The sequence below is a fragment of the Ghiorsea bivora genome, from assembly GCF_000744415.1.
GTDB lineage: Bacteria > Pseudomonadota > Zetaproteobacteria > Mariprofundales > Mariprofundaceae > Ghiorsea > Ghiorsea bivora.
The window spans coordinates 360,251-380,549 of record NZ_JQLW01000005.1 but is presented as its reverse complement, the minus strand read 5'-3'; the positions used below and the strand labels follow the sequence as shown (position 1 = coordinate 380,549).

The 20,299-nt window shown below is 43.2% G+C and carries 19 protein-coding genes, 1 tRNA gene and 2 pseudogenes; 6 read left to right on the top strand and 16 right to left on the bottom strand.

Annotated elements, in window-relative coordinates:
* Positions 1-20: 20 nt before the first annotated feature.
* From DM09_RS02385 to DM09_RS02370, 4 genes are all read right to left on the bottom strand, one after another.
* Entirely contained in the window at positions 21-1,307 is a 1,287-nt protein-coding gene (locus DM09_RS02385; RefSeq protein WP_038247263.1) for a dihydroorotase, read from the bottom strand.
* 124 nt (positions 1,308-1,431) lie between these two features.
* Positions 1,432-2,376, bottom strand: a complete 945-nt coding sequence (locus tag DM09_RS02380) for an aspartate carbamoyltransferase catalytic subunit (protein WP_038247257.1) — start codon at positions 2,374-2,376, stop codon at positions 1,432-1,434.
* Positions 2,369-2,836: a Holliday junction resolvase RuvX gene (gene ruvX / locus DM09_RS02375; protein ID WP_051937950.1), complete on the bottom strand. Its 468-nt coding sequence runs from the start codon at positions 2,834-2,836 to the stop codon at positions 2,369-2,371. The genes DM09_RS02380 and ruvX overlap by 8 nt, the downstream gene beginning before the upstream one ends.
* Positions 2,808-3,542, bottom strand: coding sequence for a ferredoxin reductase domain-containing protein (locus tag DM09_RS02370; protein WP_232507725.1), 735 nt, complete (start codon positions 3,540-3,542; stop codon positions 2,808-2,810). Before DM09_RS02370 ends, ruvX begins: the two co-directional genes overlap by 29 nt.
* A gap of 53 nt (positions 3,543-3,595) precedes the next feature.
* Here DM09_RS02370 and DM09_RS02365 point away from each other — a divergent pair, with 53 nt between their 5' ends.
* Together DM09_RS02365 and DM09_RS02360 are read left to right on the top strand one after the other, a co-directional pair.
* Positions 3,596-4,441: a 50S ribosomal protein L11 methyltransferase gene (locus DM09_RS02365; protein WP_038247255.1), complete on the top strand. Its 846-nt coding sequence runs from the start codon at positions 3,596-3,598 to the stop codon at positions 4,439-4,441.
* Positions 4,442-4,452: 11 nt separating this feature from the next.
* Positions 4,453-5,193: a hypothetical protein gene (locus DM09_RS02360; RefSeq protein ID WP_038247252.1), complete on the top strand. Its 741-nt coding sequence runs from the start codon at positions 4,453-4,455 to the stop codon at positions 5,191-5,193.
* A 147-nt stretch (positions 5,194-5,340) separates the two neighbouring features.
* On the opposite strand, the gene DM09_RS10980 is transcribed toward DM09_RS02360, so the two are convergent.
* The 3 genes from DM09_RS10980 to DM09_RS02345 are packed head-to-tail and all read right to left on the bottom strand — an operon-like array spanning position 5,341 to position 7,534.
* Positions 5,341-6,258 (bottom strand): ankyrin repeat domain-containing protein, encoded by a 918-nt coding sequence (locus tag DM09_RS10980; RefSeq protein WP_081881053.1) that lies wholly within the window; start codon positions 6,256-6,258, stop codon positions 5,341-5,343.
* Positions 6,255-6,821, bottom strand: a complete 567-nt coding sequence (locus tag DM09_RS02350; RefSeq protein ID WP_157753583.1) for a hypothetical protein — start codon at positions 6,819-6,821, stop codon at positions 6,255-6,257. The genes DM09_RS10980 and DM09_RS02350 overlap by 4 nt, the downstream gene beginning before the upstream one ends.
* Positions 6,822-6,868: 47 nt before the next feature.
* Positions 6,869-7,534, bottom strand: coding sequence for an RluA family pseudouridine synthase (locus DM09_RS02345; RefSeq protein WP_051937946.1), 666 nt, complete (start codon positions 7,532-7,534; stop codon positions 6,869-6,871).
* Positions 7,535-7,598: 64 nt separating this feature from the next.
* Here DM09_RS02345 and DM09_RS02340 point away from each other — a divergent pair, with 64 nt between their 5' ends.
* Together DM09_RS02340 and DM09_RS02335 are read left to right on the top strand one after the other, a co-directional pair.
* Positions 7,599-12,014 carry an NAD-glutamate dehydrogenase domain-containing protein gene (locus DM09_RS02340; RefSeq protein ID WP_038247249.1) on the top strand — a complete coding sequence of 1,472 codons (4,416 nt, stop codon included), beginning with the start codon at positions 7,599-7,601 and terminating at the stop codon, positions 12,012-12,014.
* 76 nt (positions 12,015-12,090) lie between these two features.
* Positions 12,091-12,167, top strand: a tRNA-Met gene (locus DM09_RS02335).
* Positions 12,168-12,253: 86 nt separating this feature from the next.
* Here the strand turns inward: DM09_RS02335 and DM09_RS11895 are convergent.
* The 6 genes and pseudogenes from DM09_RS11895 to DM09_RS11840 all read right to left on the bottom strand — a co-directional run.
* Positions 12,254-12,463 (bottom strand): annotated as a pseudogene (locus tag DM09_RS11895) (tyrosine-type recombinase/integrase); the annotation flags it as partial.
* Between the two features lie 62 nt (positions 12,464-12,525).
* Positions 12,526-13,761 carry a type II toxin-antitoxin system HipA family toxin gene (locus tag DM09_RS02330; RefSeq protein ID WP_038247248.1) on the bottom strand — a complete coding sequence of 412 codons (1,236 nt, stop codon included), beginning with the start codon at positions 13,759-13,761 and terminating at the stop codon, positions 12,526-12,528.
* Positions 13,758-14,048 carry a helix-turn-helix domain-containing protein gene (locus DM09_RS10975; RefSeq protein ID WP_232507724.1) on the bottom strand — a complete coding sequence of 97 codons (291 nt, stop codon included), beginning with the start codon at positions 14,046-14,048 and terminating at the stop codon, positions 13,758-13,760. The genes DM09_RS02330 and DM09_RS10975 overlap by 4 nt, the downstream gene beginning before the upstream one ends.
* A 96-nt stretch (positions 14,049-14,144) precedes the next feature.
* A complete protein-coding gene (locus tag DM09_RS02320; protein ID WP_038247245.1) occupies positions 14,145-14,672 on the bottom strand; it encodes a DUF6933 domain-containing protein in 528 nt (175 codons plus the stop codon).
* 102 nt (positions 14,673-14,774) lie between these two features.
* Positions 14,775-15,044 (bottom strand): nucleotidyl transferase AbiEii/AbiGii toxin family protein, encoded by a 270-nt coding sequence (locus DM09_RS11845; protein ID WP_198401644.1) that lies wholly within the window; start codon positions 15,042-15,044, stop codon positions 14,775-14,777.
* A 10-nt stretch (positions 15,045-15,054) separates the two neighbouring features.
* Positions 15,055-15,278 (bottom strand): annotated as a pseudogene (locus DM09_RS11840) (transposase); the annotation flags it as partial.
* 140 nt (positions 15,279-15,418) lie between these two features.
* Here DM09_RS11840 and DM09_RS02310 point away from each other — a divergent pair.
* Entirely contained in the window at positions 15,419-15,946 is a 528-nt protein-coding gene (locus tag DM09_RS02310) for a phosphatase PAP2 family protein (protein WP_051937944.1), read from the top strand.
* Positions 15,940-16,626, top strand: coding sequence for an alpha/beta hydrolase (locus DM09_RS02305; RefSeq protein WP_038247243.1), 687 nt, complete (start codon positions 15,940-15,942; stop codon positions 16,624-16,626). The genes DM09_RS02310 and DM09_RS02305 overlap by 7 nt, the downstream gene beginning before the upstream one ends.
* Here the strand turns inward: DM09_RS02305 and DM09_RS02300 are convergent.
* The 3 genes from DM09_RS02300 to DM09_RS02290 are packed head-to-tail and all read right to left on the bottom strand — an operon-like array spanning position 16,623 to position 20,298.
* Positions 16,623-17,234 (bottom strand): tetratricopeptide repeat protein, encoded by a 612-nt coding sequence (locus DM09_RS02300; protein WP_038247241.1) that lies wholly within the window; start codon positions 17,232-17,234, stop codon positions 16,623-16,625. The genes DM09_RS02305 and DM09_RS02300 overlap by 4 nt on opposite strands.
* Before the next feature lie 14 nt (positions 17,235-17,248).
* Complete coding sequence (locus DM09_RS02295; protein ID WP_038247240.1) at positions 17,249-18,124, bottom strand: hypothetical protein; 876 nt, start codon at positions 18,122-18,124, stop codon at positions 17,249-17,251.
* Positions 18,121-20,298, bottom strand: coding sequence for an urea transporter (locus DM09_RS02290; protein ID WP_051937943.1), 2,178 nt, complete (start codon positions 20,296-20,298; stop codon positions 18,121-18,123). Before DM09_RS02290 ends, DM09_RS02295 begins: the two co-directional genes overlap by 4 nt.
* Between the last annotated feature and the right edge of the window lies 1 nt (position 20,299).

Below are 20,299 nucleotides of genomic sequence, written 5' to 3'. Positions count from 1 at the left end.
TTTACATACTTCATGAAATCTCAAACTCTAATCTCACCCTTCTCAAACACCACACGTCCATCTTTGAGTGTATATTCCACTTGCCCTGTCATGGTTCTACCATGCCACGGGGTATTGCGTCCTTTAGAGCGCAGTTTCTCACGGTCTAGCATCCATTGTTTATTGGGGTCAAAGATACAAATATCTGCGGCATTGCCTTGAGATAATGAACCTTCTGGAAGATTCAATAATTTCGCTGGGTTTGCTGTCATCTTGGCAATCAAATCAACCATGGGTAACACACCAGCACGCTCTAAATCTAGCGATACGGGTAACATGGTTTCTAAACCTACAATGCCAAATGCTGCACATGATAATCCACAGCGTTTATCATCTTCATGATGTGGTGCGTGATCGGTTGCAATCACTTCAATCGTACCGTCTCTTAAACCTTCAATCACAGCCAGCCTATCTTCTTCAGTGCGTAATGGAGGGCTCATTTTAGCATCGGCATTAAAATTGAGCACTTCATCTTCAGTCAATGCAAAGTGATGCGGCGCTGCTTCTGTGGTGACTTTCAAACCTTGTTTTTGTGCCAAGCGCACTTGTTCAACCGCACCTTTGGATGAGATATGTGCCACATGGTAACGGGCGTCAGCGCGACGGGTCAGCATAATATCCCGCGCAATCATACTGTCTTCGCCTTCCACAGGCATACCTTGCACACCAAGTTGTGTGGACACCCAGCCTTCATTAACCGAACCGCCCTCTGTAAGTTGCTTTTCTTCAGCATGTTGGATAATCAAATAACCAAAGCTTGAAGAGTATTCCAATGCTTTACGCATCACACCCGCATGCCAGACTGGTTTCCCATCATCGGAAAATGCCACCGCACCTGAGCGCGATAATTCGCGCATTTCGGTGAGTTCGGTGCCTTTCAGGTTGCGCGTTACTGCGCCAATAGGTCGCAAATTACACAAACCAATTTCTTTCGCGCGCGCAATCACTTGCAACACAATGCCTGCATGGTCGATGCACGGCTCAGTATTGGGCATAGTACAAATCGTGGTGATACCACCTGCCACAGCCGCTTGTGAACCCGACTCAATATCTTCTTTCCACTCTTCACCTGGCTCTCTTAAATGCACATGCATATCAATCAGCCCTGGGCAGACAATCAAACCTTTGGCATCAATGGTTTTTTTGGCAGCGCCATCAAACTTGCCAACGCCTGCTACTTTTCCACTTTCAATCCAAACATCGCAGACTTCATCCACTTGGTTTGCAGGGTCAATCACACGACCGTTTGTAATTAGAATATCTGTCATATTAATTCACCACCCAAACTTTTACCGCCAAGGACACGAAACTTCGCGGAGCACCTTAATCTTTGGACAGCCTCTATGAACTTCCTTTGCGTTCCTTTGCGTCCTCTGCGGTTCAAAAAAGAAGTCATTCCTCTGTCGCCCCGCCACATAATGCTGTTAATGCAGCCATGCGCACTGCCACGCCATGTTCCACTTGCTCTAAAATTAAACTTTTCATGGAATCAGCAACATCTGTTGCAATCTCAACCCCACGATTCATAGGCCCTGGATGCATCACCATGCAATGGTCACCTGCTGCTTTAAGGCGTTTCATGTTTAAGCCGTAAGTTTCGTGGTATTCACGAATCGATGGGAAATAACAGTTGGTGGTTAAGCGCTCGGTTTGCACGCGTAACATATATAAAATATCCGTGCCCTTAAGCGCTGCATCAAAGTCATGGAACACTTCACAACCATAATTTTCCACAAAAGCAGGTAATAATGTTTTGGGTGCCACGATGCGTACGTTATACCCCATAATTTTGGCTGCTAACATATGCGAACGCGCCACTCTTGAATGGGCAATATCACCCACGATGGTCATGGTTTTACCTTGAATATCACCCATGCTGCGTTTAAGCGTGAGTAAATCTGTTAAAATCTGTGTTGGATGCTCATGTGAACCATCACCGGCATTAATGAGTGCGGTATCTTCCAAAAATTCGGATAAAAACTCGCATGTGCCTGCCACAGAATGGCGAATCACCAACACATGTGGCTGCATGGCTGCAAGGGTTTGCCCTGTATCCAATAAACTTTCACCTTTTTTGGTGGCTGAAGTTGAAGCAGATATATTGATGACATCGGCTGACAAACGTTTACCTGCAATTTCAAAGCTGGTGCGTGTGCGCGTTGAATTTTCAAAAAATAAGTTAATCACGGTGCGCCCACGAAGTGTGGCATCTTTTTTGATACTACGGCTGTTGATGTCAATAAAATCATCGCCCAAATTGACCAAGGATGTAATTTGTTCTCGGCTTAGGTCGCCAATGCCGAATAAATGTTTGAGTCCAAATAAAGGTTTAGGCATGTTTTTTCTCCGTTAAGGATTTGTTGGCGGCAATAAAATCTTCTAAAAACACAGCTGCTGCTGTTTGATCAAGCTTGGCACGCATTTTTTTCTCATTCAAACCTTGGGCAAACAAACGCTCTTTGGCTGTCCACGTGGAAAGGCGTTCATCTTGAAAAAATATGGGTAAATCAGTAGTTTTGGATAGTTGTGCCGCCGCTTTTCGGCAATCTTCTGCCTGGCTACCTTCTGTACCATCCATGTTTTTCGGTAAACCCACCACCAACGCTTTGATACCATATTCAGCCACCAATTTATTCACTTGGCGTGGCCAGCCTTGGTCGTTACGGAATAAACATGTAATACCCCGACACGAAAAACCCAAACGGTCGGAAACAGCAACACCAATGCGTTTACCGCCAATATCGAGTGCGAGAAGAGGTAGTGACACCTCAGAAATTGAGCAAGATTTGTTGTTCATTAAAACCCAATTCTAACAATGTTTCTGTGCATGCGTCCACCATCACATTCATACCCGCCAAACACACCACCGTATTATCAGGATTCGGTGCATCTTCTTGCAAGGCATGTTGCACATAACCCACAGGCCCGTGCCAATCATCATGCCCCGTTGCCAGCGAAATGCTGACCTGAATATCATGCGCATCAAGACTTTGTAATTCATCGGTCAACAAATGATGCATCGCACTCAAAAAACCTGCATAAATGGCTATGGTTCCATAGTTTTCACGGTGGTCAATCATATCCAACCACACACTACGCAGCGGTGCAATGCCAGTACCAACACCCATAAGAATAACATTTTTACCTTGATGTGCGGACAAATCAAACCCTTTGCCCATGGGCCCTTCCACTTCAACTTCTTCACCTACTTTCAATGCCACCAAAGCATAAGATAAGGGATGCACACCTTTGATTACAAATTCATATTTGGCGGTATCATGCGCCAAAACATCATTCGGGTTGGATGCAATGGCAAAGTAAGATGCAGACAAATCAGGTTGACTGGGTAAACCCATGCGTACACATTGTCCTGCGATAAATGTTGGTAAATTTTGATGGGGTAGTGGCTCAAATGTGAGTTTAACAACAACATCATCACATGATGCATCGGTAAGACGCTCATGCTGCGACAGACGCAAACGAAAAGAAGACGGATTGGACAAAGATACCCTCCAAGGTTAAAAACCACCGCAAGTATGATAGAGGATGGTCAAGGATGCAAAATGTAACATGTGTGGAGCTAAGAATCCCTGTAAAAGCCATCGATGAAGAAACTTTTGCCCAGCTTAAAGCGGCTTTTATGGCACTTGGTGGCTCTGAAGAAAGCAATGTATTAACGGGTGAAGCTGCCCATGTAGCATGGTTTGAAGTCAGTAACAATCAACAAGAACAATACTTACGCCTCAAAACAGCTGCCCAAGTGTTGGGCATTAACGAGCAAGATATTCACATCGCCACCCTGAATGATGATTGGGCAACAGCATGGCAAGACCATTGGACAGCCATGCCTATTGGCAAATCCTTATGCGTACGCCCTTCTTTTTGCGAGGTTTTACCCGATAGAGGCGTTGATGTGGTGCTCGACCCTGGTCAGGCGTTTGGTACAGGTACACATCCCACCACCTACTTATGCCTTGAAGCTATTGAAGACTATTGTCTCAAACAACCCCCGCAAAGTTTGTTGGACATGGGTGCTGGTTCTGGTTTATTGGCGATTGCCGCTGGCAAGATGGGCGCAAAAAATATCGTATGCATTGATTATGACCCGCTTTCTGTTGAGGCCTGTGAAGTCAATGCGAACATCAATGATGTGTCTTTAGACTCTATCTTGGGCGATACCCCACCCAGTCACACCTTTGAATTGGTTGTCGCCAATATCTTGTTTCAACCTTTACTTGATATGGTACAGCCACTGGCAGCAAGTGTTGAAAAACATTTGATTTTATCAGGTATCTTAGACAGCCAAGTTGAAGCGCTCATTACCGCTTACCAAAACCAAGGATTAACCCACGCTTGCACTCGCCTCAAAGAAGAGTGGGCAGTTGTTGAATTGATCCGTTAGCTTACCGCGATATGACGCTTAAATTCACCCACATTTATATCCCCGCCATGCTTGTCATTTGGTTGGGTCTATTTATCGACAGCACTTGGATGACCCAATACATCAGCTATGGGCAAGGCATCACCAATATCTTGGTTGCCGCTGTCTTTTTATGGATTTTCTTTCAGGTATCCAAAGTCACAAGAACATTGATGTTTTTTGGTGTGTTTATTGCTTATGCAGGGGAAGTTACGCTGTCATTGGGTTTAGGTATGTATACGTACCGCTTAGAAAATGTACCCCATTATGTGCCTTTGGGTCATGCCATTGTGTATGCTGGTGTGTATTATATCACCAAAGAACCTTGGATACGTAAACACCAGCAAGCCATTATCCGCACCCTCTACCCTGCCATGATACTCTATAGCTTGGCATGGTTGGTTCTTGCCAATGATGTATTTGGTTTTATATGCATGTTGGTAGTTGTTTTATTATTCAAACGTATGCCTGAAACCAAGTTATTCTTTTTATTCATGTTTTTCATGGTGGTTTACCTTGAAATTTTAGGCACACATTACCAATGCTGGATTTGGCCACCAGTATGGTTTGATGTATTCAACTGGGTTCCCAGTGCCAACCCACCCAGCGGTATTGGCGTAGTCTATTTTGCCTTTGATGCAGCATGTCTATTGGGTTATAAATTCCTAAACCTCAAAAAATGGCGCCGTTTTCGAAGCATTCAACGCGCACAACTCAGCAACGCCCCTACATGATAAAAAACCACATAAGAAACAACCTTTCTTATGTTTTCACACTTAATTTTTTCTCTCAAAAACCCGAACAGCGCATGCATGTTATCTTCTGCATACAACAAAGAGACATAGTTTTTTAAGCATCTAACTTTTACGAAAAATTAAAGTTTAATGCGGGTAAGTTTGCAGCAACGCAGCAACACCTTGATGCCCAAAACGCTGTGCAAGCGCAAAAGCAGTTAGTCCCTCGCTATTTCGGGATAAGGTATAGGCTTTATATTGCAGCAATAATCGCACAATCGCCACATATCCACGCTCTGCGGCATCAATCAATGGTCTGCCGAGGTCTGGGTATGCACCACCTTTGAGCAACAACGCGGCAACTTCAGCATGTCCTCGCATGGCGGCAGCTTCAAGTGGGGTAGTTTGATTAACAGGGTTTATGTCTGCACCAGCTTGTATCAAGGCTTTGATGATGGCGACATGACCATTTGCCGCAGCAACAGTCACAGGCTTGAATTGATTGTATGCTGCCGACCAGTTGGGGTTGACACCTTGCTTAAGCAAAGACTGCACTTGTTCAAGGTCGCCATTTTGGGCTGAAAACAGCAAAGCGTCTTCTTCAGATGTTTTTTGCCAAACATATTGCCATTTATGAAATATCTGAGTGGTCAGGCGTTGCCCTTTTACATCACTAACATCAAAGTAAATATAAGTGTCATCCAAACGATGGGTCACCTGATATGTTTTACCTGCTTGTGCTATAAAACGAACAAAACCACGAGCATCGTTGTCCCTATCAAGGTACCGCAGGGTTAGCATGGTATCACCTACAGGTATAAAAAATTCACCAAATGCGTGGAGCTTCCAGTTTTCTTGCGTGCTATCCACAGGCAGGCCATTGATGGTTAAAGGTTTGATAGCTGCAACGGTTACACCGAATAAATTAAAACTGCTTATATCTTGTTGCTCCATTTTTAGTGTGGCGTGAGGTTTATCAGAAGGTATGTCTGCAAAGTAAGTACGGTCATGGCTAGCGCAGGCATTAAGCAGCAGAGCAAGGGAGAATAGTAAGTATTTTATCATGGGGTGTTAGTGATAGCAGGGTAACGATAATATTTATAATGCTTCTCTTGATAAGGTATCACCACAAATGCGACACCTGTTTCTTTATCAAAATCATCAACCAACAATGCGCCATCTTCTGCTTTGGTAAATGCTGTAATGCTGGTGTGTTTGGCAATGGCTAAAGGGTTGCTCGGCATAAAGCTGACTTCTTTTTGAATATATTGGGCTTGGCATGTGAAGTCTTTGCCTTGAAGCCATGTGACTTGATATGCGACTTTGTCTTTGCTGTTGAAGGTGATGGTAAACTTACCTTCATGTACATTGGAAAGTTTGATGTTATCCACCCACGCATGTTTTAAAAAAGCTGAGCTGGGTATAAAATATTCGAAAAACTGACTTAAATAATACTTGCGTGTGCCTGAGCTTTCGCCTGCATTGTGATATGTCCCGCTTAGATCAATGCAGCCTTGCTTTGGTGATGACATTGATTTTGCCCAAGCAGGAGGTATTTCAGGCTTTTCGGTAGAAACACAGCCCAAAAGAAACATTGGAAGTAGCCATAAACCCATATAACGCATCATATACCTCATACATTAGTTTAGCAGAAATACGGAGGTTTGTGTAGTGCTCAAAAATCAGGCGGACACTGGATATGCAGTGGTTGTTCTGTAAAAGGATGGATAAAATGAAGTTGTGTGGCGTGGAGTAATAAACGCTCAGACTTTTGAAACGCAGCATCAGATGCATAAAACTCATCACCCAAAATGGCATGGCCTAGAAACATCATATGTACGCGTAATTGATGTGAACGCCCCGTGATGGGTATGAGCTCTACCCTAGATGTGTTTGTTTTTTCATTACGGTCGATGACTTTATAATGGGTGTGCGAAGGTTTACCTTCAGCGTCAATTTTTTGCTTAGGTCGATTGGGCCAATCCACCATCAGTGGCGCATTGATTTCACCGCTATCTTGTTCGATGAGCCCATCAACAACGGCAATATATGTTTTGCTTACATCTCGCCCTGCAAACAATTGATTCATGGCACGCACGGCATCTTTGCTGCGCGCAAAAACGATGATACCAGATGTGGACATATCCAAACGATGCGCAACATGAATTTCGCCAAATTCCGCAGCGCAACGAGATACCAAACAGTCCTGCTTTTCTAAACCTTTGCCAGGCACCGAAAGTAAGCCTGCTGGTTTATTAACGACCAATAAGTGTTCATCCTGAAAAAGAATGTGTAATATTGTGTGTGGCGGTGGTGTATAAATGGTATATCTATTGCTCATGGTTGAGCGATGATGAGAAGTATGCAAGCCTCGTCAATATAACTGTGCATGAAAGGGTTGTCCTATGCGAAAATTAAGAGATAGTCTTATTCAATTATTTCAAGCTTCTTGGGGGGATAACATACCTTCAGGGCGTATTAAGGCACTGGTCATTGAGCAGGCGAAGCAGTTGCTTCTGGATGCTTCAGCGCCAGTAGGTTTGCGCTGCAAAATGCTTTCGCATGGCACATTACACAGACATATCATGGTTGTGCATTGCCCAGACCAAGCTTTTTATCCTGATGCAATTCGCACTTATTTACAAAAACATCATATCCAACCCATTGAACAAGCATCGGTATTATTTTCAGTACCCGAGCAACCTGAAAAAGGTGTAGGGCTAGGCGTGAGTGGGCAGCACAAAGCTTTGTTTTTGGTGTTTCACTTCTCCGTGACCACAACGGAAAATATCACACACGTTGAAAAAGATATTCAGCATATTCTTCAAGCTGTACATCAGTCAGTTGTCGATTTTCCTAGCATGCGTAGTGAGTTGGAGCGTATTGCGATTTATTTAGCGCATGATGAGCCAAATAATGCAGCATTATTGCAATGGATGATTGAAGATCATTACCTTCTTTATGGTTTGTATGACTTGCAACATCCACGGAAGAACCAAGGCTTTTGTAAGCATAAAAGATTGTTATCATGGATATTACCTTCTTCCTTAGAAGAACTGGCAAGCCTTGCACCCCCTAACAAACCAGGCATGCACTGGTTACACCTTTCTTCAACATTTTCACACCTTTACAGTGCCGCAAATGTGAAAGCTGTACGTTTATGCTGGCAAGAAGAAGACGGTTTGCACGGCATAGTATTGATTGGTCATTTTTCACGCGGCGCGCGTTATATCAATGCATCATCCTTACCAACTTTGGCTAATATTTGGCAAGACATGACCAAAGATGTTGCTTTGCAACAATCGGCTTTTTACCAGCGTGAAATGCGTATCTTATTTGATCGCGCACCCAAATCTATGCTACACTCCATCGCAGCAGAGCAGTGGTTGCTACCCTTTAAACGTATTGTTGATATGAATAGCCCAACCCAAACAGTGGTATCGCGCTTATCACCCAGTGAAGGTAATTTAGAATATTTGATTGTTGCCGTAAATAGGCATCGTTTTGGTAACAATATTTGGGCGAATATGCAACGGGCTTTGGCAAAATTGGGTATGCAGTTATTTGGCTCTGAATATTATAGTGTGGGTGCTACACAATTGATTTTTGTTGCCTTACAAGTGGAGAAGTGGCCACCTTTAGATAGGGTTGAAGCTTCTATTCGTCAGTGCGTTATTTTTTGGAAAGATCAAGCCAAAGAAGGTTTATTACAAGCCGGTTTATCCACACCTTTGTTGCATGAAGGTTTGATGGAGCTCAACAAGGTTGTGCATTTATATCAAGATCAGTTTCCACCTGAACAGTTTGTACGCGATATGATTGCCCGTGAACAATTAAAAAAAGATGGAAAAACACGTATTCGGCTCACTTTGCGGCATGAAATAGAACGGCAAATTGTGGAAGTTCATGTGCTCACCCCACATGCCCTACCATTGGGTGTAATGACAGAAAAATTAAATGCCTTTGCTTTGGTTACCATGGAACAATCGTTGATTCCTTTTCACCATGTTGATCAACCTATGCATATTTGCCGCTTCCGTTGTGAAGCGCCCGAACAATTGCATACAGAGGGCTTAACACGGCTACGCCAAGGTATTCAAGATGTATTTAACCAGTTGGCGGATCATGATGCACTCAATGCATTAATTATTTTATGTGGCATCAACATTCGTGACGTAACCGTATTAATTACGCTGCGCAACCATTTGGCGCAATTGATTCCTGAAGTATCCATTCAAGCCTTATCTGAAGTGATGCTGAAGCACTATAAGGTGAGTGCACAAATTTTCCGTATGTTTGAGGCAAAACACCGCCCAAGTTTGCCTGAAACAGCGGCAGCACAAGCTATGGCTAGCTTTAAAACACAGATGGTAGATGTGCAAAGCTTGAAAGAAGATACATGGCTACGCGCCTTGGCAGACATGGTACAACACAGTTTACGCAGCAATGCTTGGGCAAGAGAGCAAGGGCAGGCGCTTGCAATTAAAATCAACCCCAATGCACTGGACTTTATACCCAAACCTAAACCCTACCGTGAAATCTTTGTACATGGCGTATGTGTGGAAGGTGTACACCTACGAGCCGGAAAAATTGCGCGAGGCGGCTTGCGTTATTCGGATAGGCCTACCGATTTTAGAACCGAAGTCTTGGAGCTGATGGCGACACAAGTGGTGAAAAACGGACAAATTGTACCCACAGGTGCCAAAGGTGGTTTTGTGGTGCGTGATGGGAATGGTCCAGACTTTGTATTGGCACAATACCATCAGTTTATTCGCGCTTTACTATCGATTACAGACAACCGTGTTGGTAATCAATTGCAACCGCCTGCAGGCATCAATATCGCAGCTGAAGATGTAGATGACGCCTATTTGGTTGTTGCCGCAGATAAAGGTACAGCAAGATACTCTGACGATGCCAATGAAGAGGCTATTCAGGCTGGATTTTGGTTGGGTGATGCCTTTGCCAGTGGTGGTAGTTATGGTTATGATCATAAGGCATTTGGTATTACAGCAAGAGGCGCTTGGGTATGTGCGGCACATCATTTTGCACGTCTTGGTATTGATTTATGGCATGATGAAGTTACCGCTGTTGGCATTGGTGATATGGGTGGCGATGTATTTGGCAATGGCATGCTGCTCAACCCTAATCTGAAGTTGGTGGCAGCCTTTAATCACCAACATATCTTTTTAGACCCTAACCCTGATGTTACAGCAGCTTTTCGTGAGCGCTCACAGTTGTTTACTGCAGTCAAAGGCTGGGGTGATTATGATACCTCGCTGATTAGCCAAGGTGGCGGCGTATTTGACCGCGCATCTAAAAATATTCATATATCCGAAGAAGTTCAAGCTGTGTTGGGCATGAACGTAGATGATTGTTCTGGTGAAGCTTTGATTCGTGCGATTTTACAAGCACCTGTAGATTTGTTGTATAATGGCGGTATCGGCACCTACGTTAAAGCAAGCTTTGAAACGGATGCAGATGCTCAAGACCCTGCCAACAATGCTGTGCGCATTAACGCTTGTGACTTACGCTGCAAGGCACTTAGTGAGGGTGGCAACCTTGGTTTAACACAAGCAGCCCGCATTGAATACGCACAAGCAGGTGGTTTGATTAATACTGATGCCATAGATAACGCTGCAGGCGTGAATATGTCTGACCATGAAGTAAACCTGAAAATTCTTCTTGCGCATGAATCATTTAAACGACGCAACCAACGTTTGAAACAAGTGGCAAACTTTGTGGCAGAGCAATGTTTACAAGATAATAAGGAACAAGCTATTGCCTTGAGTTTAACGGAACAAACAGCCGAGCATCATTTGCCACGACTATACCATTTGCAACAACAGCTTTTTGCAGACCAGTATTTATACAGTATGACTGAAGATACAGCAGACTTTGTGTTAAGGCCTGTATTCTCAGAGTGGTTAGGGCATGAAAAGAATCGCGTGCATCAAGCTTTGGACGAAGTGGCATTTCGTGAACAAAGTGTGTTTGGCAATATATTTTTAAATAACTACTTCCCTAAACCATTACAAAAGAAATTTGCATTAGCCATTGCACATCACCCGCTCGGTAATGACATCGCGCATACGCGTATTACCAGTTATATCGTGAACCGCTATGGCATTACCAGCATTCATTATTTGCAAAACTTAACGACTTCTTCAATCGTGGATGTCGTACAGGTAGTGCTGATGGCAGATATGTTATTGGGCACACAAAATATTTATGCCGAATTTTTGCATCAGAATGGAAGTGATTTGCAAGGTTGGTATCAAATCCAACAGAAAGTGCTCAACTTTGCAGAGGGACTTTTGTTGTTGGATGGGCACATGCAAGTGAACCAAACATGGTTACAATCTATGCAGAGAGGTTTGATAGCATTTGCCAAGAAACGTCATTTGGATGTTGTAGCCTTGTCTGATTTAGCCACAGCAATACCATTGTGTGAAGCGACAGGTAAACCTTTGCACACCTGTTTAGCCATAACCCAAGATTGTATTGATACATTGCCATTTGCACCACTTGAAGAAAGTTTACGCAGTACATTGTGGGGTGATAATGATGCCCACGCCTTACGTTGTGAGTGGTTGGGTAGATTGCTGCGCATGAAAAAACAAGCTGCGAAACAAATGCTGTCTGTTTCCAAGCAAAAGAAACAAAAACTGGTGCAAGTATGGCAGCAACATCCATTACAAGTGAAGCTAGAACACCTGCTTACTTCGAAAGATGGGTTGACCAATGAAGAGCTGCGCCTACGCTATATTCTTGCCATGACACATTTGCAAAGTATTGTAGAGTGTGATTGTAATTTAGTTTAAATCTTGGTGTGATGACATAATGGTTGACGAAACCCCATAGATTTATAAAGTGCGGCTCTCACAAATTGTAAGACATGGCGCTTTAGCTCAGCTGGTTAGAGCACCGGAATCATAATCCGGGTGTCCGGGGTTCGAGTCCCTGAAGCGCCACCATATCTAAGCCCTGTATTTACAGGGCTTTTTTGGTTTTTAGAATTTGGTTTGTGCCCGATTTGTGCCATCCTTGCAATGATCTTCTGTCCCGCAAGAGGATCATGGTCAGGTAAATAACGACCATATTTTTGTAATACCATGTTCATGTTTGTATGCCCCATCTGCCGCGCAATCCATGCCGGATTTTCCCCGGCAGAGAGGAACATAGATGCATAAGTATGCCTTGTTTGATAAGGGTTACGGTATCTAACGCCAGCTTTTTGTAAGGCTTCAGTCCATAAAGGGTTTCTGATTTTTACAGGGTTCTACCCCTAACTTCCTACCAAACCACTCACTGCCTTCAACTTACCCAATATCATTAAAGCCCAAGTGTCATTTGTAATTTCTTTATTCTTTGGTTAATCACCTTGAGTATTTTCTTGATACTTTTATTGGTTCCAAAATCTTCAGCCACAGCAACGCATTCCGCTGTTATTTTAGCACTGATTTTCTTTATGCTTTGTTTCACTATTTTATAGTTTACGCCAATATCCATAGCAAATTGCTGCCAATGGCGTTCCGCCACCCAATCAGGTCGATATTCACCACCAATTTTCATCGCCGACTTACTGCTCAAACTAGGATAAACAACCGTGCACAATAAATCATAAAAGGGTGCAAGCTGTGGTCCACGCGCATCAAAAAGAAAAGATAGGTTTTTACCATGAGCATCCGCATTACCAATGATATAATTGAATATCACCCACTGTAATAATGCCTTCACATCTGCGATTGGGCTAACACTATGCTCACGCACCAACTGGAAACATGCTTGCAAAGAAGGCCCGCCTTCATTTTCATATTTCATGTCTGGGGCAATGCCCATAGCTTGACAAAAATCCTCTTGGTGCAAACGAACAAGCTCACCATCACTATTGCGTTTACGGTCATATCGGACAATCAAATACAACGGTTTTTCTTTTTGCAGCAGGATAACTTCGGGCACTTCAAGCCCAACTACTTTGGCAAGACGCATACAAAAAATTTCATTTTCAACTGTGTCTGGAAAGTTCTGAATAGGAGGCTTGAGAATATGTGAGCTGGGCTTAAAGCCCATAGGCATACTGATGATGCCTTGTTCAAACAGGACGGGAAGTTTGTTTTGTGCACCCGCCAAAGATAGGCGGTAATCACCTTCGCCCACAAGCATAGGGCGTTGTGGCATTTGCTCTACTAGAGCATTAAGCGCATCATCATTTAGCTTCTTATACTCGCCATCCCTGCTCCAAGTTTTACCATTTGGCAGCAGACTAACCGCACCCGCACATTCGCCGCCAATAGATTCTAATAGCGCAAAGTCATTGCCTTCGGACACGCCAAGCTGACGCGCAATAGCCTTGCGTACTTCTGATTCAGGTAATAAATTGGAAAAAAATGGGCGGGATAATTCATCATTAAAAACTTGGGTTTGAAGCGGCAGTGACAACGAAAGCGGCACTGCTTTTTCGTTGTTCAACCATGCATCATTGTATTGAAATTCAAATTTTCTCTTTTGATTCAAGCGTAAAACGCCCACAGATGTTTCCATCAGATATACCTGCAACGACATACTCATGACTGCTTATCGTTGATGGCTTGTGCACTTAATTGATGTTTCTTCTCCCAGTTGCGAGGAGTCACCGCAATATCCAGACCTAGGCATTTCAACACATGCAATGTTTTACCCAGTTCTATGGTTTGTTTTCCATTCTCTAAATCTGAAATAAAGCGCACACCCACGCTACACAACGCCGCAAGTTCAGCTTGCGTTGCTTTCTGCCCTTTTCGACACGCCCGCACCAAACCACCCAACTGTTCAGTTGTTTGAATATTCCCGTACGGTTGTTTTACTTCCTTATTCACAATCATATCACTTAAATTTACCCGTACGGTAACTCTAAACATGAAATCATGGATAAGCAACAAGTTCATTACCGTTCGGGAATGTTTACCCTCAAGCTATGCACCTGTTACCGCTTTCAGCCATGTTTCCATATCTTTAATTGGCCACAGGCATTCACTGGCTTTCATGCCTTTAACGGTGACAGGTCTATAATTCAGTTGTACCGAAGTGCTATAAGGCAAAAGGCTCATCACACCACCCGTATGGTACAATGCCGCATCTAATTCCATTGTACGCACCGTTCGCATCGAGCCTTGTACTGAGCGGCTGCAATGAGTATCAAAACGAGCGGGAGTGAGTAGCGCCAGAGACTTTTCGATTAAATCCGTATCATAGCCTGATTTCAACAAGGTATTGGCGAACAAATCCTGAAAGCAATAATCCAAATTGGCAAAATCTGCTTGTTTTAAACCTGCCATAAAAAGAACAAAGCGGGTTTTATCATGACAAAACATGATACAATTACGGCGTTGGATGTTGTAGATATTCGCGTGCCAACTTCCCAAAGGATTGGCTTCATCTAAAGGCAGGTTGCTCACATCAGAGAGCTTAGCTGCCAGCTTTTTTGTACAGTGTATAATCATAGTTTTGTTTCTGCTCCCTCTATCATGGTTTTTATCAAACTTTGTTTTATCTTTTGAAAACTCGTCCGTCAAAGCTATCGGTGCTTCACTCGGTATTGTAATTCACCTGCGCCTAAAAGTGTTAGCAATGGCTTGGTTCACCACCTGATTGTTAAGGTTTAAGAACTTGTATATTGCCCAAATATCATAAAAGTCTTTCATTCTGCTGTTTGTAAAGCCAATAGAGACCATGGCTTCAAACTTTTCTGCAATCACTGTTTCTACTGGATATGCTTTAAGCTTTGGGGAGGATATATCTAATACTGTTGGTTTCTTTGGCAGCGGACGTAACCATATCACCAACACCAATGTCAGCTTTGATAGACGAAGCATCAAATACCAAACCATCTTCGGAGATAATCGTTTTGCTGGAATAACCATTGCAACTATTGAGGTTATCGGATTACTCATGCCTGTCATAACCCAAATGATTATCCAGTTCTGCATTGAGTACCGTTTCAACGGTAATCTTCTTCAGCATACGGCTCTGAAATCACACAAGTCTTTCTCGGTCTTAATGCCTTTAGAAGCTTCGCGCGCTAAGGCCTCTATTTCTGATTGTTTCATCTTGCTTATCTCCTTGGGGGAATATAAGCAGATACACAATCCAATTTACAGTCTCGATTTAGACAAGTGACTGAAGGTTCCTCTGCATCATAAACCAAGAAACACTTGCTATACACAAAACCTACAAGCACCTTTGCGCTATGTTTCAACTCACTTTCTTCAGCTTTATTCTTGCATTTTTCCTAAGCACCCAAGCCCGGGCTGCCAGTGATATTGAAGTTGCAGGTGACATGCTACAAATTATCATCCCTAGCATAGCTTATGGCACAACACTGTATTTGGATGATGCTGAAGGTGAAAACCAAATGTATAAGTCCTTTGCCACCAACTTGGGCGTAACTTATGCGCTTAAAATTAGTGTGAACCGCACCCGCCCTAATGGGGGTGAGCATTCATTTCCATCAGGTCATACATCTGCTTCCTTTCAAGGTGCTGCTTTCATTCATGCGCGTTATGGCTGGAAATATGCTATTCCTGCATATATTGGCGCATCTTTTGTTGGTTATAGCCGTGTTTATGCCAATAAACATTTTACATCGGATGTGCTTGCTGGTGCTGCCATTGGTGCCATCAGCAGCTTTTATTTTGCCACACCCTACAAAGGTGTAAAAATCAGCCCTTCAGCAAATAATGGGCAATATGGATTACAGGTAAGCACAACATGGTAGATTTGAAATTTGAAACCACAGAACTCGGCAATCAAACCAATGCTACAGTGATTTGGCTGCATGGTTTGGGTGCAGATGGTTTTGATTTCCAACCCATTGTACCGCAACTTGGTTTACCCAACGATGCCAATATCCGATTTATTTTTCCGCATGCCCCTGCTATGCCAGTAACCATGAATGGTGGTTACATCATGCCTGCTTGGTATGACTTGTATTCACTCAAAGTAGACAACCCCGATACCAACCCTCAAGATGAACAAGGCATCAAAAAGTCTGCCAAAAGCATTCAGCAACTTATCCAACACGAAAATACACGTGGTATTCCCAATGAACGCATCATCTTGGTCGGTTTTTCCCAAGGTGGTGCGATGGCACTTTATACAGGACTCACCATAGACCAACCACTGGCAGGCATCATGGGTTTATCTTGTTATCTGCCGTTACACAACAGCATAGAAGAAATACTCAACCCTGCGACAAAAAACACCCCTGTTTTCATGGCACATGGCACTCAAGACCCTGTCGTATTACACGAATACGGCAAGGCCTCTGCTGAGTTTATAAAAAATCTTGGTTATCAAGTCTCATGGCGTGAATACCCCATGGAACACAGCGTTTGCCCCGATGAAATCCATACCATTGGTCAATGGATTTCATCTAGGCTTATCAACCAAACTTAGTTCGACTGACCTTTTAAAAAGTTATTAGCTTCAATATGATTGGGAAACCGCTTAAGCACGCGCTGATAAGTCATTTTGGCCTGCTCTTCTTTATCCTGCCAAGCATAAGATCTTGCTAAATAAACCAAAATCGTCGCATCTGCAGGATAATAGGCTGCCATAGATTTACTATGTTTCTCTAGCGTTTCCCACTGACGCAAAGCTTCTTCACATACCATAAGTCGAACATGTGCCAAATAATGATAGGGAGACTGTCCAATGATTTGCCTTAAATAACGACTAGCTTCTTTCCAACGCCCTTGTGCCATCAAAGGTAAACTCATGCCTAATCGCGCATCAAAAGAGCGTGAATTAAAATTTAACGCACGTTTATAACTATCAATAGCATCATTATAGTTACCCTGAAGATAATTCAGCCAACCATAACGCAGCAAAGCATACTCACTTGCTTTGTTATTCAACAGTGGTGTAAGCACAGCAGCTGCTTTTTCATACTCACCTTTGCTTTCGAGCACATGTGACGTTTGCCAAGCCTCTTGGTTTTCACTGGCTAAAGCAGCATTCGCCAAACCTAAACTTAATAAACTTACCATTACGAATGATTTCATTGTTTTTATCCTTTTTACCATGATTTACTAATACTGATATATGCAAGGCTATTAATATAAGCTGCACTTGTTATTTGATCCAAATACTGATCCACACTTAACATCAGCATACCGTCGACATAATGACTTTGCCATGCAACACCTATAGCTCCGCCCCCCTTCTGTTTATCTGCCAAGCTATAAATTACTGCTGCATCACCATCTACAGCGAGAATACGTTCACCAACAAGCGCATTGACAAAGTATTGAGAAAAAATAGAGCCCGGTGCAGTCCAATGCGTTAATTTAAATTCTACTGCCTGTGTAGAAGAAACTACACCACTTACTGTATCTGTAGTATCAATCAAGTAACCTCGCATTTGCAACCAATCTGCACCTTGATTAAACCCAAAACCCAACGTGGGTGTATACTGTTTGGCTTCAAGGCCTAGGTCATACGTGGATATGCTATACCCTAAATCTACATAAAAGCTTTTTTGATAATTCACAAATGATATTTGAGGTGCATACGCCCGCACGCTATCCTTATAGGTAAAATCATCGCTTAAATCTGCTTGATGTACATCCAGACGAAACTTAAACACGCCACCCAATGTGTCACAAAAATAATTCCAATATGCGCTAGCAAATGCAGACTGTTGTGCAATAGCAATACCATTATCGGTAAGTGTTAATTGTGACCCTGCCAACTTAACGCCTGCCCTCTCTAGGTAATCCAAACGCAAACTTGCACCATAAGTATTGATAGCTGTTCGCGTGGTAGCGCCTGAATACGCGCCTGCCAACAGTGATGCATCCACATAACCTGACCAGCCATCAGCGTATGCCAAGGGGCTTAACGACAAGCTAAACAAGGTTACTAAACTATATCGACTTAGTTTCTTCTTCATAACATCTTTTTATCCTCCGCAGTGATTTGCCATGCAGGAATACCCGCATCGCCTTGTTGTGCAATTTCAAGCAAACTCGCTTGTAACTTTAGGTTCTCACCCTTAAAAACAAACGACATACAGCCTAGTTTTGGCTGAATTTCAGCCTTAGTTTCAAACGAGGTCTGCAAAAACATATTCTTAAACTGGTGTCTTCCACGTTGAACCCATACACCACCCTGCCACTGCCGTTGGTACTCACTCTGCATACCCTTGGTTAAAGCAGGTGATAAAACAGCATATAAATATTGGCGCATGGACAAAGGGAGTAATGCCAAAGGTGGTTCATCGTGCCAATGAATATTACCTTCTTGAAGCGGAGTTAAACCCATCGTTAACAACCACGCATCAAAAAATAAGTCTGTCTTACCTTGGCGATTATAAAAAGCTAATATATTATCTTGCGTGGTAAATGTAGCCTTTGCGCCTCGGTCTGAAACCAAATGCAACTCACCAAGTAAACTTAGCTCCACATGCAAAGTACGCTGACATTGTTCACCTTGATATTCGACTTGGTAGGTCAATTTACGACCAACAGACAAGTTCAAACACTCACGCAACGCAGGATCATACTTTGCTGCAATCACACTTTGCCCTTCTGAAGGTTGGCTAAACAACCTAAAATCAGGTGTTGCATCTTGTTTATCTTGTTGTAACACCGATGTCAGGTGAAATGCATGCGTATGCCCACCAAGCACATCCCCCCACTGCACATGCATGTGCAAATGCGGTTGTGGTGACCTACCAGAGCTACCACATGCCGCAAGCCGAGTACCCACAGTCACATAAGCCCCAATATGAGTTTCAATACTGCCTTGCTTTAAGTGCGCCAATAAAAGATACAAACCATTGTGCATGCGAATAAGCACATGGTTACCCCAGTTGTTTTCCGTATCTACCTCACCGGGTGGGTTATCCGATAATGTATCTAAAGTTTTGACGACATAACCTTCAACCGGTGCGACAACCGGCAACCCAAAACAATAATAATCATCTAAGGTTCTACCATGACTACGGTAACTTTGTTCATGTTCAGTAATATAAAAATCTAAAGCATGTTGCCAGGGTTCTTGATGGGTATGTTTACCATCAAAACCTTGATAAATTTGCCATGCACCAAAAAAAGGTGCGCGCACTGGAACACTACCAAACTCACCTTGCCTAGCTTTGGCAAGCCTAGCCCGCTCATAACTAATTTCAGGTAATGCTGGCGCATCTAACGTAAGCTGTAAATTCGATGTTGCAGGTCGGTGGGTTAAAGCGAGTAACATGGTCAAGGTCGTAATTAAAAAAGGTAATGCCATGACGGGTAAACCATACACCAACATAAATGTTTCACTTGATGCCGTAACCAATGCCGCAATCACCGATCCCAGCATCGCAAGTATAAAGCTGGCTTTACTAGGCACTGTAAACAAACCACCAATCGCCATAGCAACCAAAATAAAATTAAAACCGTTCCACGCCACCAAATCAGGATGCGGGCTTCCAGAAAGATAAGTATAAGTGGAAAAGCCAAATAAAAAGCCCGTCATTGCAAGGAATGCGAGATAACGTGATGTCCACGCCAGCCCAATAAACATCAATAAACCTGCAAAGGGATGAGGTGTAAAAAAGGCAGAGCCCAATGATGTGAAAAACTGGTCAACTGCCGCTGAAACAAACATATCATGGGGTGCCATAGGCACCAAATACCGACTTAATGTACCATAACTTTGTGCAGCTAAAGTTGCCATCAATGCCACAACCACAAAGGGTAGGCTCAATGCGGGCAATCGGTTTAAACGCCAAGTTATATCAGAGACTGCCACGGTCACAAACACTGCCAAAACCGATGCAAATGAAATCAGCAGCAACAGATGCACATCCACATAATAATAAGCGCCCAGCGATAAACCGACCAACAAACTATTATACACATGCAAACCACTTTCTAAGTTGCGAAACTTCAGCAGTGCCGCAGTCGTCATGCCTACAATCGCAGCCCATAACCCTGCAAGACCCGTATTGGGAAACCATAAAGTTGCCAGCACAAAAAGCGCACCTACCCAAGGTTTTTCTGCAAATAAAATGGATGCGTATGCCCTTAGCATACCCACCAAATCGTTGTAGAGCTTTAAAGTAGGTGCTTTCATT